The sequence below is a fragment of the Pseudomonas sp. fls2-241-R2A-110 genome, assembly GCF_030209165.1.
Classification (GTDB): domain Bacteria; phylum Pseudomonadota; class Gammaproteobacteria; order Pseudomonadales; family Pseudomonadaceae; genus Aquipseudomonas.
The window spans coordinates 225,414-238,617 of sequence record NZ_JARVSN010000007.1 but is presented as its reverse complement, the minus strand read 5'-3'; the positions used below and the strand labels follow the sequence as shown (position 1 = coordinate 238,617).

The following is a 13,204-nucleotide window of genomic DNA, read 5'->3' as shown; positions in this document are numbered from 1 at the left end:
TAGAATGCAAATCCATATCAATACGGAAAGGACTCTCCGATGATCAATGCTCAACTGCTGCAAATGGTGATCAACGCTTCCAATGACGGCATCGTGATTGCCGAAAAAGAAGGCGACCAGGACACCATCCTGATTTACGTGAACCCTGCGTTCGAACGCCTCACGGGTTACACGAGCGAAGAAATCCTCTACCAGGACTGCCGCTTCCTGCAGTCGGGTGACCGGGATCAGGATGGCCTGGTAACGATTCGCGAGGCGCTGAGCAGTGGCGGATCCTGCCGGGTGATTCTGAGAAACTACCGCAAGGACGGCACGCCGTTCTGGAACGAACTGTCCCTTTCTACAATGAAAAATCCGAGCGACGGACAGACTTACTTTGTAGGCGTGCAGAAAGATGTCACCGCTCAGGTCAAGGCACAGCAGCGGGTAACGCAGTTGGAAGCGCAAGTGGCGCAGTTGCAGGCCGAACTTGCCGCGCTAAAAGCGACGAACGGTAAAAACAAAACGACGAATTAATTGTCATTAACTACAATCACCGATGAATTTGTATCTTTTTCTTTCGAGCAAGCCATGCAGCGCGACGCACTCCTGACCCAGGATGAGCTGGATTTTATCCAGACCATGCAACACAACCCGCAGCTCAATGTGCGGGATGCGACGTCGAGTCTGCTCGTTAACGGTGGTTCGCAAATCCGTGATTTGCTCACGCGCCTGGCGGCACATGAGCAGGTCACCATCCAGGCCAATTTCGAAAACCAGCAAATGACGTTTCCGCTGCACCTGGTGGAAGACGAGTTTCATGCGCTGCATTTACGCCTGGGGGTGCCGAGTATTTATGAGGACGGGCCGATGGTCCGACCTTGGCGCCTCTCACTCGAAGAGCCTGTAGCGCTTGAGAATGCCAAGGGCCAACCCGGAACGATGTGGGTACACGAAATATCGTTCAAAGGGGTATTGCTGGAGGTCCGTAACAAGACCAAACCGCCCAAGCACTTTGCATTGTGGTTCAGCCCTTCAGGCTATGAGCGCATTGCATTGCGCGGCACCTTCGAGCGTGAAACCGAGCAAGGGTTTTACGCCTACGAACTAAGCCAGACCGACAAGGACGAGACCGAGCGCCTGCGCCAGTACATCCTTCAACAGCATCGTCTGACACACCCTGCGCTGCACATCTGAAACTCAGGTATCCAGGTTTCCTGCCAGGAACTGCTTCATACGCTGGCGCATCACCGTCCCCTCATTACCCAGACATCCGATCGACGACCCGGCCAGGCTTTCCTGTGCCAGGTCCGACGCATCGCCAGCCAGCAATAGTTGACAGTCCAGACTGATAGCCAGTCGGTTCAAACGCCGAGGCAATTCGGCTGCCGGCGCATGATTGGACACCAGCACCAGTGCCTTGGGCTTGATCCGCTGACAAACCAGGGCCAACTCGTCGAATGGCTGGCCGATAGCCAATAACTGAATCGCCGAATCGACACTGCACAGGTACAAGGCCGTGATCAGCACTTCCAGCTCACGGGCTTGATCGGCCAAGGCACAAACAATGATCTGTCGCGGTTGCATGACACGCACCAGCAGCAATCGTTGCAACACTCTGGAGCGCAGAAAACCGTCGAGAAAAAGCCATTCACTGGCTTGCCCGAACGTCTCATGGCGCTGAAGCAAATGCTTCCAGACTACCAGCAAAACGTCCTGAAACACGACCGTCAGGGGATAGCTGGAAAAAATCTGCCCATAGACGTGCTCCAGTTGCACCTCGTCAAAGGCTGTGACCGCTGCCTGGACTTGTTGCTGCCACTGGATGTAGTCGGCCTGAACGAGATCGTTGGGGATAAGGTGCGACAACACCTGAAGAGGCTCGCTCTTGGCCAGTATCTTGCCCACCTTGCTGACGGCGACGCCGCGATCGATCCAGCCGAGGATGCTGCGGACTTTCTCGATATCGGCCATCGAGTACAGCCGATGCCCGCTTTCGGTGCGCGTGGGCTGGATCAACCCGTACCGTCGCTCCCAAGCGCGCAACGTGACCGGGTTTATCCCCGTCAGGCGCGCGACCTCACGAATAGGAAAGAGATCCTCCCGCTGAAGGGAAAGATCCGCCTGTGAGGCAGAGCCAACGTCAGTCAGTACAGGCATTGATAGTCGACGTCCGCGTTTAAATTGGATCCCATTCTAACTCTCCTGCCCTGTCACTATTCAACTCATTAATAAACGAAGAATCTCATTGGTGTCATCCAGGCAATCAGGAATAATCCTTGCTTGTCTCAAGACGCAGCCCACCACCCCGGTGTTGCGCCTGGCGAAACTCCTATCCGGAGGGCCGCGATCGTTATACGGAGATACACAATGTCTACTTCCCCCGTCACCTTGATGGTTGCACGCCGCGTCGCCGATGGACGTTATCAAGACCTTATGGCCTGGTTGCGCGAAGGCGAACAACTGGCGACTGACTTTCCCGGTTACCTCGGCTCTGGCGTGCTCGCTCCGCCACCCGACGATAACGAATTCCAGATCATTTTCCGCTTTGCCGACGAGCACACCCTGCACGCCTGGGAGCATTCTGCTTCGCGCACGGCATGGCTGGCACGTGGCAGCGATTTGTTTGCACACCCTAAAGAGCATCGCGTCAGCGGCATCGAAGGCTGGTTCGGCGCAGCCGGCCAACGTCCGCCCCGGTGGAAACAAGCGGTGGCGATCTGGCTGGCATTCTTCCCGTTGTCATTGCTGTTCAACGTTGCGCTGGGGCCATTGCTTGGCGAACTGAGCCTGCTGCCTCGGGTGCTCATCAGCACCTTGTGCCTGACGCCGCTGATGGTCTACTTCTTCATTCCGCTGTCGACCCGACTGCTGGCCAACTGGCTGAACAGCACACCGGCACGTCCATTGCCCGCCAAGCTGCCCGCCACTCAAAACCCCTGACCGCCCGCTCCTGCAAAGGCACGTAGGTGTACAACTCCCGTCGCTGGTATAGTTTTGCTCTTACCGCGACGCGAGCCGTTCATGAACTCTTCCGCAGCTCCGATCCTCATCACCGGTGCCGGCCAGCGTGTCGGCCTGCACTGCGCACAGCGACTGCTCGAAGATGGCCATCCGGTGATCTTCAGCTACCGCAGCGAACGCCCCGGCGTGCAGGCATTACGCGACCTGGGCGCGATCGCGGTGTTTGCCGACTTCTCCAGCACCGCGGGAATCCTTGCGTTCATCAGCGAACTGAAAACCCACACCGACGTCCTTCGCGCAATCGTCCATAACGCTTCCGAATGGCTGGCCGAAACCCCGGAAACCGATGCAGAAGCATTCACCCGCATGTTCAGCGTACACATGCTGGCGCCGTACCTGATCAATCTGCACTGTGCCGACTTGCTTCAACGCTCAAACCTGGCCGACATCGTGCACATCAGCGATGACGTAACCCGCAAGGGCAGCAGCAAACATATTGGCTATTGCGCCAGCAAAGCCGGGCTCGACAGCCTCACCTTGTCCTTCGCCGCGAAATACGCGCCGACAATCAAGGTCAACGGCATTGCGCCGGCCCTGCTAATGTTCAATCCCGACGATGACGCGGCGTACCGCGCCAAGGCGCTGGCCAAGTCCGCGCTGGGCATCGAGCCCGGCAGCGACGTGATCTACCAGAGCCTGCGATATTTGCTCGACAACCCTTATGTCACCGGCACGACCCTGACCGTCAACGGCGGGCGGCACATCAAATAAGCGGCCCCGCGAGGATGTTCCATGACGTTATCCCTGCACCAGAACGCCCTGTCCCAGAGCTATCGCGAGATTCTCATCGGCCTCGGTGAAAACCCCGACCGCGAAGGACTGCAAGACACCCCGGCTCGCGCAGCCAAGGCCATGCAGTACCTCTGCCATGGCTATGAGCAAAGTGTCGAAGAGATCGTCAACGGCGCGCTGTTCGCGTCCGACAACGATGAAATGATCATCGTCGACAACATCGAGCTGTACTCGCTCTGCGAACATCACATGCTGCCCTTCATCGGCAAGGCGCATGTGGCTTATATTCCGACCGGCAAGGTGCTGGGCCTGTCGAAGATTGCGCGGTTGGTGGACATGTTCGCCCGTCGCCTGCAAATCCAGGAAAACCTCACCCGGCAAATCGCCGACGCGGTGCAGCAAGTGACTGACGCGGCAGGCGTCGCGGTTGTCATCGAAGCCAAGCACATGTGCATGATGATGCGCGGCGTCGAGAAGCAGAATTCGACCATGAACACCTCGGTGATGCTCGGCGCCTTCCGCGAGTCGAGCAACACCCGCCAGGAGTTCCTGCAATTGATTGGACGGAGCAAGTAGCAATGCCACAACTTCAACCAGGAATGGCACGCATCCGGGTCAAGGACCTGTGCCTGCGGACCTTCATCGGCATCAACGAAGACGAAATCCTCAACAAGCAGGATGTGCTGATCAACCTGACCATTTTGTACGCCGCTCAGGACGCGGTGCGTGACAACGACATCGATCACGCGCTCAATTACCGGACCATCACCAAGGCGATCATCGCCCATGTGGAGGGTAATCGCTTCGCGTTGCTCGAACGCCTGACCCAGGAAATCCTCGACCTGGTCATGGCCAACGAGTCGGTGCTGTATGCCGAGGTGGAAGTCGACAAGCCGCACGCCTTGCGATTCGCCGAATCGGTGTCGATCACGCTGGCGGCGAGCCGCTGACCACGTCTGGCGCAATGTCCGTCAGACTTTTATCATCCGCGCCACGATTGGAATGCACAGAGCCCGCCATGAACGACCAACAACGCCTGGAACTTGAAGCCGCCGCCTTTCGCCGGCTGGTCGCCCATCTGGACAGCCGCAAGGATGTACAGAACATCGACCTGATGAACCTTTCCGGTTTTTGCCGCAACTGCCTTTCCAAGTGGTACAAGGCGGCCGCCGACGAACGCCAGATCGAGGTCAGCCTCGATGACGCCCGCGAAGTTGTTTACGGCATGCCGTACGCCGAGTGGAAAGCCAAATACCAGCAAGAAGCCAGCGCCGAACAACAAGCGGCGTTTGCCAAAGGAAAACCCAATGAGTGATTTGAACACCCTGCGCGCCAGCCTCAAGAGCGGCGAGCACGCTTTCGCCGACACTCTGGCGTTCATCGCCGCCGGCTACGATTACCAGCCACAGGCATTCAACAACGGCGGCGTGGAAAACGCTGCCGGGCAGAACGAAGGTTCGTGCAAGACCCTGGGCCTGGCACTGCTGGAAGGCTTGAGCGATGAAGAAGCGCTGTTGGCGTTTGGCGAGCATTACCGTTCGGTAGTGGCCACGCCTGAAGGCAGCGACCACGGCAATATCCGCGCGTTGATTGCCCATGGATTGGCCGGTGTGAAGTTCTCGCAGCAACCACTGACTCGCCGCTGACTTAAAATCAAAAGATCGCAGCCTCGTTGCACTCGAGGCTGCGTTATTTTTGATCGTCCACCGTACATCCCGACTTTTAATATTGACCCGGCGACTTTATTTCGTTTGCCGGGCAGCACTGCTCGCGGCTTAGATAAAAAGAAGCATCCCTTCTTCTGAGTCAGGTATCCATGAGCAGCGAAACCATCAGCCAGTCGATCAACGTCGTTCACCCCGTTACGCTCAGCCACGGCAAAAACGCCGAAGTCTGGGACACCGATGGCAAACGCTACATCGATTTTGTCGGCGGCATCGGCGTACTCAACCTCGGCCATTGCCACCCGCGTATCGTCGAGGCCATTCGAGAACAAGCCACGCGCCTGACCCACTACGCGTTCAACGCCGCCCCGCATGTGCCCTACCTCGAATTGATGGATCGTCTGACGGCGTTCATTCCTGTGGACTACGCTGTCAGTGGCATGCTCACCAACAGCGGCGCAGAAGCAGCGGAGAACGCTCTGAAGATCGTCCGCGGCGCGACCGGTCGCACCGCCGTCATTGCCTTTGACGGCGCCTTCCATGGCCGCACGCTCGCCACCCTCAACCTCAACGGCAAGGTCGCGCCATACAAACAGAAAGTCGGCGTGCTGCCAGGTCCGGTGTATCACCTGCCCTTCCCGAGCAAGGACAACGGCGTGAGCTGTGCCGAAACGTTGAAGGCCATGGATCGATTGTTCAGCGTCGAAATCGATGTCGAAGATGTGGCCTGCTTCATCGTCGAACCAGTGCAGGGCGAAGCGGGCTTCCTGGCAATGGACGTGGAATTCGCGCAAGCGCTGCGCACGTTCTGCGATGAAAAGAACATTCTGCTAATCGCTGATGAAATCCAGTCCGGCTTCGGTCGCACCGGTGAACGTTTTGCGTTTTCGCGATTGGGCATCGAGCCGGACCTGATCCTGCTGGGCAAAAGCATCGCCGGTGGCGTTCCACTGGGTGCCGTGGTCGGGCGCAAGGCGCTGCTCGACACCTTGCCCAAAGGCGGACTCGGCGGCACCTATTCGGGCAATCCCATCGCTTGCGCCGCCGGGTTGGCAACGCTGGATGAAATGACGGATGCCAACCTCCAAGCGTGGGGCACGCAGCAGGAAGAAGCGATTGTCAGCCGCTACGAAGCCTGGCGTGCCAGCAAGCTGTCGCCGTACCTGGGCCGCTTGACCGGCGTCGGTGCGATGCGCGGTATCGAGCTGATCAACACCGACGGCAAACCGGCATCGGCGCAGCTCACACAATTGCTGGCGTCGGCGCGCGATGCCGGTCTGCTGCTGATGCCGAGCGGCAAATCGCGGCACATCATTCGCCTGTTGGCGCCGTTGACCACCGAGGCGGCCGTGCTGGAGGAAGGACTGGATATCCTTGAGGCCTGCCTGGCAAAACTGTCCTGAACAACGCGATTTCCGGGACTGACGTAGCGAATTATGTTCGCTTGTTGTCCCGGAATCGGCGCCGCAATACTGACCAAAGACCTGAACCCGAACGGTAACAACGCACTTCGCCTGACCGTTCGGATTAGCCAAAAACCCCTTTAACAAGCGAGAACATCACCACCTACAAGCTGAGGCAGACATGTATCACGACAATATAATTTATAAGAAAAAGTCCAACGATCCTCAATTCCTGCTCGGCGTAGCCGTGGTGCTGTTTCTCGGCTCCTACCTGATGAACCTGGGCAACAGCGCCCTTAGCCATTTTCTGCAACCGCTGCTGGGCAATGCCCCGGACAGTCTGACCGCACGCAACGTCGCCATCGGGCTAGGCATCGCAGTACTGGGCACACTGAATTTCCACGTCCTCGGACGCCTTAAGTTCAAAGTACAGACGACGGTGGTGTGGATCGAGCTGCTGATCCTGTTCCTGGCCTTCTTCGACACCTTCAACCTCTCCTACAGTTTCATCCTCGACAAGATCGGCTTCCTGATCATTCAGGGTGCCGCGACCACGCTCTACATTTCCGCCATCGCGATTGTGCTGGCGTTCGTGCTGGCGCTGATCGGCGCGGTGGCCAAGCTGTCGAACAACGGCCTGGCCAATGCCCTCGCCTCGTTCTACACCTCGTTCTTTCGCGGTGTTCCGTTACTGATCCAGATCTACCTGATCTATCTCGGTCTGCCGCAACTGGGCTACGTGGTCGACGCGGTGCCGGCCGGCATCCTCGCGCTGTCCCTGTGCTACGGCGCCTACATGACCGAGATTTTCCGTGCCGGTATCCAGAGCATTCCGGTCGGCCAGTGGGAAGCCTCTCGGGCGTTGAACATCAGCCCGTTCAAGACCCTGAGCCGGGTCATCATGCCGCAGGCCTTGCGCGTGATCATTCCACCCACCGGCAACCAGTTCATCGCCATGCTCAAGGACAGCTCGCTGGTGTCGGTCATCGGTGTCTGGGAGCTGATGTACCTGGCCAAGACCCAGGGCCGCGCGGACTTCCGTCACCTGGAAATGCTGATCACCGCCGCGATGATTTACTGGGCCCTGTCATTCATTCTGGAGCGGGTTCAGGCGCGAATCGAAAAACGGGTCAACCGATCCGTGGCAAGGGGTTGATGTGTGATGACTCGAACCAATACCGCTGAACAACTCGACCTGGCGCCTGTTGCTCAGGTCAGCCCTTCTATGATTTCCATCACCGGCCTGAACAAGTGGTACGGCAACTTTCACGCCCTGCGCGACGTCGACCTCAACGTCGCTACCGGTGAAATCCTGGTGGTGTGCGGGCCGTCGGGCTCGGGCAAATCGACGATGATTCGCTGCATCAACCACCTGGAGAGTTTCCAGAAAGGCCACATACAGGTCAACGGCATCACCCTCACCAGCGAAGCAGAAAGCGTCAGCGCCGTGCGCGGCGAAATCGGCATGGTGTTCCAGAGCTTCAACCTGTTCCCGCACTTGAGTGTGATGGACAACCTGACCTTGGCCCCGCAACTGGTGCAAGGCGTGTCCGCTGTCGAGGCGAAAAAACGCGCGCAGGTCTATCTGGAACGCGTTCGGATTGCCGAGCACGCCCACAAATATCCGTCGCAACTGTCCGGCGGCCAGCAGCAGCGCGTGGCGATTGCCCGGGCGCTGTGCATGAACCCAAAAGTGATGCTGTTCGATGAGCCAACCTCCGCACTGGACCCGGAGATGGTCCACGAAGTGCTGGACGTGATGGGCGAACTGGCCACCGACGGCATGACCATGATTTGCGTGACCCACGAGATGGGTTTTGCCAGCAAGGTCGCCGACCGCGTGCTGTTCATGGACCAGGGGCAAGTGATCGAACAAGCCACCCCGGCCGAGTTTTTCAACAACCCGCAGACCGAACGCGCACAGAAATTCCTGTCGCAGATCATCGGTCACTGAGAAGCGCTTTACCCCGTATAACAATAACGAGAAGTGGAGATGGACATGCTCAGTAAAAAACCCGCAATCACCCTCGCAGCTGCCCTGTCACTGTTGTTCGTCGGTGCCGCGAACGCCGGAGCCGTTCTGGACAAGATCGAAAGCAGCAAGACGTTGACCGTCGCCACCTCGGCGACCTGGCCTCCGCAGGGGTTCATCAACGACAAGAATGAAATCGACGGTTTTGATATCGACGTGTCCAAGGAGATCGCCAAGCGTCTCGGCGTCGAAGCCAAGTTCATCACACCCGATTGGGATGTGATTACCGCAGGCAAGTGGAACGGTCGCTGGGACGTGTCGGTCGGCTCGATGACCGCGACCAAAAGTCGTGCACGGATTCTCGATTTCCCCGGGACTTATTACTACGTGCCCTATGTGTTTGCGGTGCACAACAAATCCATGGTCAACGATCACAAAGCACTGAATGGCAAAACCATCGGTGTCGAAGGTGGCACTACGTCCGAGGATTACTTCAGTCAGGCACTGGCCATCGAAACCACTGACGTGCCCCCTGTCGTTTACGACGTAAAAACCGAAAAAATGAAGACCTACGCTGGCTCTGTCGGACCGCTGGACGATCTGCGTCTGGGCGACGGAACCCGACTGGACGCCATCCTCACCCAACGCAGCACGCTGGATGCGGCCGTCAAGAAAGGCTACCCGCTGCGGGCCGTCGACAACGCCGTGGTGTTCTATGAGCCACTGGCTGTTGCCACCGACAAGGGTGACCCACAGTTGAACGCCAAATTGAGTGAAATCATCGGCCAGATGCACAAGGACGGCACGCTGACCAAGCTCTCGGACAAGTGGTACGGCGTCGACTACTCGACTATCAAGTAAACGCCGCCCTCCTCTGTGGGAGTGAGCCTGCTCGCTCCCACAATGACAACTTTCAAGGATCGACCATGTCCTTCCCCAACACCTGGTATTCCCAAACCTCGCTACCCCGCGCGACCCGGTCCGAGTTGAACACGGACAAAACCTGTGACGTGTGCATCATCGGTGCCGGCATCGCCGGCCTCACCGCGGCCCTGGAACTGACCCGGCGCGGCAAACGCGTGATCATTCTCGAAGCCCACCAGGTGGCTTGGGGCGCGTCAGGTCGCAATGGCGGCGTGGTCTCTCCGGGCTGGGCCGAAGGGTCTGGAGCGATCCGCAAGAAGCTGGGGTTGGAGCACGCCAAAGCGTTGTTTCAGATGTCGGTCGAAGGTGTGGAGATTGTTCGCCGCAACATCACCGAATTATCCTTGAGCGGCTGCGCGCCGTCTGCCGGCACGATCCGGGTCAAGCGCTATGACGACAGCGCGGGTGTGAAAAACCATATCGATACCATGCGCCGTGACTTCGGCTACGAACTCAACTTCCTAGAAACCGCTCAGGTGCGGGAACGGGCGCACACACTGCGCTATTTCCAGGGTGTCGAAGACCCGAACGCGCTGCACTTTCATCCGTTGAATTACTGCCTGGGCCTGGCGCTTGCGATTGAAAAGGCCGGAGGGCGAATTTTTGAAAACTCAAAAATGCTCGCCTGGCGTCGTGAAGGGGCCTACAAAATCGTCCAGACCGCCCACGGCAGCGTGCGCTGTCAGGACCTGGTGTTCTGCGCTGGCGGCTACGGCGGCCCGGAACTGCAAAAACTCAGCCGCGCTTACCTGCCGATCGCCACTTACGTGGTGTTGACCGAGCACCTGGGCGATTCGATTAAAAACGTGCTCGATTGCGCGGCGGCATTCTCCGATGACCGTCGCGCGTCGGATTATTACCGTATCGTCGAAGGCGATCGCCTGCTGTGGGGCGGACGCATCACCACCCGTAATGAACAGAATGAAAAAGCCCTGGCGGCGATGCTGAAGGCGGACATGGTCTCGGTTTACCCGCAACTGGCCGCGGTTAACATCGTACTGGCCTGGTCGGGCCTGATGGGTTATTCCACCAACAAAATGCCCAACCTGGGACTGCTGGAACCCGGCGTATGGGCCTGCACCTCATTCGGCGGTCATGGGCTGAACACCGGCTCGATTGGCGGCCGGGTGATCGCTGAAGCAGTGTGTGGGGAAAGCGTGCGACATGAGTTGTTCAAGCCGTACTTGCTGGACTGGAACGGCGGGCCGTTCGGGCGGGTTGCGGCCAATGCGATCTATCAATCGTTGAAGGTCATGGACTTCGTGCAAGAGCGGTTTCGCGGTTGATCGATATTTCCGCAAACCCTGTTAACCCTGTGGGAGCTTGCAGGCTAGCTCCCACAAGGGTTTATGTTGACCGCTCTTTCTGTGGGCACAAAAAAACCGGCCGAAGCCGGTTTTTTCATTTCAACGATTTCAGAACTTGACGTTCTGCAGATCGTCCAGGTAACGCTCGGCGTCCAGTGCCGCCATGCAGCCGGCGCCAGCCGAGGTGATGGCCTGACGGTAAACGTGGTCAGCCACGTCACCGGCGGCGAAGATGCCTTCGAGGTTGGTTGCGGTAGCGTTGCCGTCACGGCCGCCCTGCACCACCAGATAACCGTCTTTCAACGTCAGCTGACCTTCGAACAACGAGGTGTTCGGGGTGTGGCCGATGGCGATGAACACGCCGTCGACTTTCAGCTCGTCGAAGCTGCCGTCGTTGTTCTTCAGGCGGGCACCGGTCACGCCCATGTTGTCGCCCAGCACTTCGTCCAGGTTGGAGTTCAGCTTGAGGATGATCTTGCCTTCGGCCACTCGTGCGTTCAGCTTGTCGATCAGGATCTTCTCGGCGCGGAAGGTTTCGCGGCGGTGGATCAGGGTCACGGTGCTGGCAATGTTGGCCAGGTACAGCGCCTCTTCGACAGCGGTGTTGCCGCCACCGACCACAGCCACTGGCTTGTTGCGGTAGAAGAAACCGTCGCACGTTGCGCAGGCCGAAACGCCTTTGCCCATGAACGCTTCTTCCGACGGCAGGCCCAGGTAACGGGCACTGGCGCCGGTCGCGATGATCAGGGCGTCGCAGGTATACGTCGCGCTGTCGCCAATCAGGGTGTACGGCTTGGAGGCGAAGTCCACGGCATTGATGTGATCGAACACGATCTCGGTTTCAAAGCGCTCGGCGTGCTCTTTCATGCGTTCCATCAGCGCCGGGCCGGTCAGGCCGTGGACATCGCCCGGCCAGTTGTCGACTTCAGTGGTGGTGGTCAGTTGACCGCCGGCTTGCATGCCAGTGATCAGCAATGGCTTGAGGTTGGCACGGGCGGCATAGACCGCGGCGCTGTAACCGGCAGGGCCGGAACCGAGAATAATCACTCGCGAATGACGGACTTCAGACATGACCTGCTCCTGTTGACCGGCCCGAAACACCTGGCGCGGAACGCCGGGTTGCCGGCGGGAATAAAAAAGGACCGTTGAAAGCACTTGGGGAAGGCTTGAACTCGACAGTCCTGTAAAAAGAATGGGTGCAGCGTATCGAGGGGGCGAAGATTAAGGAAATACGGTTTAACAATCCAGCTCATAGGCGGTCTCTATCCGGTCACGATGGATTTATAGGCGCCTTTGTTACAGTTAATGTCGATGTCGCTGCCGCGCTTTCGCCCGTCAGGCAAAGCCGGTAAGGTCGGCGCGTTTACCCTTTGCTCGGAGCCCGTTATGCCCGCCCCCGTTCTGTCCGGCCCGCAATACCTGCGCGAAGGCCTCAAGCTGGTCCTGAGCCCCAGCCTGCGTTTGTTCGTCTTGTTGCCGCTGGCAATCAACCTGGTGCTGTTCGTCGGATTAATCTATCTGGCTGGCCACCAATTCAGCCTGTGGGTCGATACGCTGATGCCGTCCCTGCCCGACTGGCTGAGTTTTCTCAGCTATATCCTCTGGCCGATTTTTGTCGTGCTGGTGGTGCTGATGGTGTTCTTTACCTTCACGATGCTCGCCAACGTCATCGCCGCGCCGTTCAACGGCTTCCTGGCGGAAAAAGTCGAAGTGGTGGTGCGCGGCACCGACGACTTCCCGACCTTCAGCTGGGGCGAACTGATTGCCATGATCCCCCGCACCCTGTCCCGGGAAATGCGCAAACTCGGCTATTTCCTGCCGCGAGCCATCGGGCTGTTCATCCTCTCGTTCATCCCCGTGGTGAACATCATCGCCGCGCCGCTGTGGCTGCTGTTCGGGGTATGGATGATGGCGATCCAGTACATCGACTACCCGGCCGACAACCACAAACTGGGCTGGAACGAGATGCTCGCCTGGCTGCGGCAGAAACGCTGGCAGAGCATGAGCTTTGGCGGGATTGTCTATCTGGTGCTGCTGATTCCGGTGGTCAACATTTTGATGATGCCTGCCGCGGTGGCCGGAGCGACCCTGTTCTGGGTACGTGAGCGTGGTGCTGACGCGCTGGAAAAAAGCGCCGCCTGAACATCTCCAGCTTTAGCCGTTTTGTATAACCGGCCATTGCTGACAGTAGCCAATATC

16 protein-coding genes are annotated in these 13,204 nt (G+C 58.4%); 14 read left to right on the top strand and 2 right to left on the bottom strand.

Translation table 11 applies throughout. The annotated features are described in order from the left end of the window. Positions 1–39: 39 nt before the first annotated feature. Both QRN31_RS06500 and QRN31_RS06495 read left to right on the top strand, forming a co-directional pair. Positions 40–516: a PAS domain-containing protein gene (locus QRN31_RS06500; protein WP_285430893.1), complete on the top strand. Its 477-nt coding sequence runs from the start codon at positions 40–42 to the stop codon at positions 514–516. Positions 517–570: 54 nt separating this feature from the next. Next, the gene (locus QRN31_RS06495; protein WP_285430891.1) at positions 571–1,176 is read left to right on the top strand and encodes a hypothetical protein; all 606 of its coding nucleotides are present in this window, start codon (positions 571–573) and stop codon (positions 1,174–1,176) included. Positions 1,177–1,179: 3 nt separating this feature from the next. On the opposite strand, the gene QRN31_RS06490 is transcribed toward QRN31_RS06495, so the two are convergent. After that, positions 1,180–2,139: a MerR family transcriptional regulator gene (locus QRN31_RS06490; RefSeq protein WP_285430889.1), complete on the bottom strand. Its 960-nt coding sequence runs from the start codon at positions 2,137–2,139 to the stop codon at positions 1,180–1,182. Positions 2,140–2,349: 210 nt separating this feature from the next. Between QRN31_RS06490 and QRN31_RS06485 the strand changes: the two genes are divergently transcribed. The 11 genes from QRN31_RS06485 (at position 2,350) to QRN31_RS06435 (ending at position 10,984) form a co-directional block, all read left to right on the top strand. Next, the gene (locus tag QRN31_RS06485; RefSeq protein ID WP_285430887.1) at positions 2,350–2,922 is read left to right on the top strand and encodes an antibiotic biosynthesis monooxygenase; all 573 of its coding nucleotides are present in this window, start codon (positions 2,350–2,352) and stop codon (positions 2,920–2,922) included. An 81-nt stretch (positions 2,923–3,003) separates the two neighbouring features. Continuing rightward, positions 3,004–3,714 carry a dihydromonapterin reductase gene (gene folM, locus QRN31_RS06480; protein WP_285430886.1) on the top strand — a complete coding sequence of 237 codons (711 nt, stop codon included), beginning with the start codon at positions 3,004–3,006 and terminating at the stop codon, positions 3,712–3,714. 21 nt (positions 3,715–3,735) lie between these two features. Next, positions 3,736–4,311 carry a GTP cyclohydrolase I FolE gene (gene folE / locus QRN31_RS06475; protein WP_285430884.1) on the top strand — a complete coding sequence of 192 codons (576 nt, stop codon included), beginning with the start codon at positions 3,736–3,738 and terminating at the stop codon, positions 4,309–4,311. A gap of 2 nt (positions 4,312–4,313) precedes the next feature. Next, a complete protein-coding gene (gene folX / locus QRN31_RS06470; RefSeq protein WP_059403284.1) occupies positions 4,314–4,685 on the top strand; it encodes a dihydroneopterin triphosphate 2'-epimerase in 372 nt (123 codons plus the stop codon). A 68-nt stretch (positions 4,686–4,753) separates the two neighbouring features. Further along, positions 4,754–5,050 carry a DUF1244 domain-containing protein gene (locus QRN31_RS06465; protein ID WP_090175413.1) on the top strand — a complete coding sequence of 99 codons (297 nt, stop codon included), beginning with the start codon at positions 4,754–4,756 and terminating at the stop codon, positions 5,048–5,050. Beyond that, a complete protein-coding gene (locus QRN31_RS06460; protein WP_192346194.1) occupies positions 5,043–5,381 on the top strand; it encodes a HopJ type III effector protein in 339 nt (112 codons plus the stop codon). Before QRN31_RS06465 ends, QRN31_RS06460 begins: the two co-directional genes overlap by 8 nt. Positions 5,382–5,551: 170 nt before the next feature. After that, the gene (locus QRN31_RS06455; RefSeq protein ID WP_285430882.1) at positions 5,552–6,802 is read left to right on the top strand and encodes a 2-aminoadipate transaminase; all 1,251 of its coding nucleotides are present in this window, start codon (positions 5,552–5,554) and stop codon (positions 6,800–6,802) included. Between the two features lie 181 nt (positions 6,803–6,983). Then, complete coding sequence (locus QRN31_RS06450; RefSeq protein WP_285430881.1) at positions 6,984–7,958, top strand: amino acid ABC transporter permease; 975 nt, start codon at positions 6,984–6,986, stop codon at positions 7,956–7,958. 69 nt (positions 7,959–8,027) lie between these two features. Continuing rightward, positions 8,028–8,756, top strand: a complete 729-nt coding sequence (locus QRN31_RS06445; RefSeq protein WP_414924097.1) for an amino acid ABC transporter ATP-binding protein — start codon at positions 8,028–8,030, stop codon at positions 8,754–8,756. Between the two features lie 45 nt (positions 8,757–8,801). Beyond that, complete coding sequence (locus QRN31_RS06440; RefSeq protein ID WP_502942451.1) at positions 8,802–9,635, top strand: transporter substrate-binding domain-containing protein; 834 nt, start codon at positions 8,802–8,804, stop codon at positions 9,633–9,635. A gap of 65 nt (positions 9,636–9,700) precedes the next feature. Next, complete coding sequence (locus tag QRN31_RS06435; RefSeq protein ID WP_285430877.1) at positions 9,701–10,984, top strand: NAD(P)/FAD-dependent oxidoreductase; 1,284 nt, start codon at positions 9,701–9,703, stop codon at positions 10,982–10,984. Between the two features lie 129 nt (positions 10,985–11,113). On the opposite strand, the gene trxB is transcribed toward QRN31_RS06435, so the two are convergent. Then, positions 11,114–12,076, bottom strand: coding sequence for a thioredoxin-disulfide reductase (trxB, locus tag QRN31_RS06430; protein ID WP_222589808.1), 963 nt, complete (start codon positions 12,074–12,076; stop codon positions 11,114–11,116). Positions 12,077–12,391: 315 nt separating this feature from the next. Here trxB and cysZ point away from each other — a divergent pair, with 315 nt between their 5' ends. Beyond that, positions 12,392–13,147, top strand: a complete 756-nt coding sequence (cysZ, locus tag QRN31_RS06425) for a sulfate transporter CysZ (protein ID WP_090175420.1) — start codon at positions 12,392–12,394, stop codon at positions 13,145–13,147. The last annotated feature ends 57 nt before the right edge of the window (positions 13,148–13,204 follow it).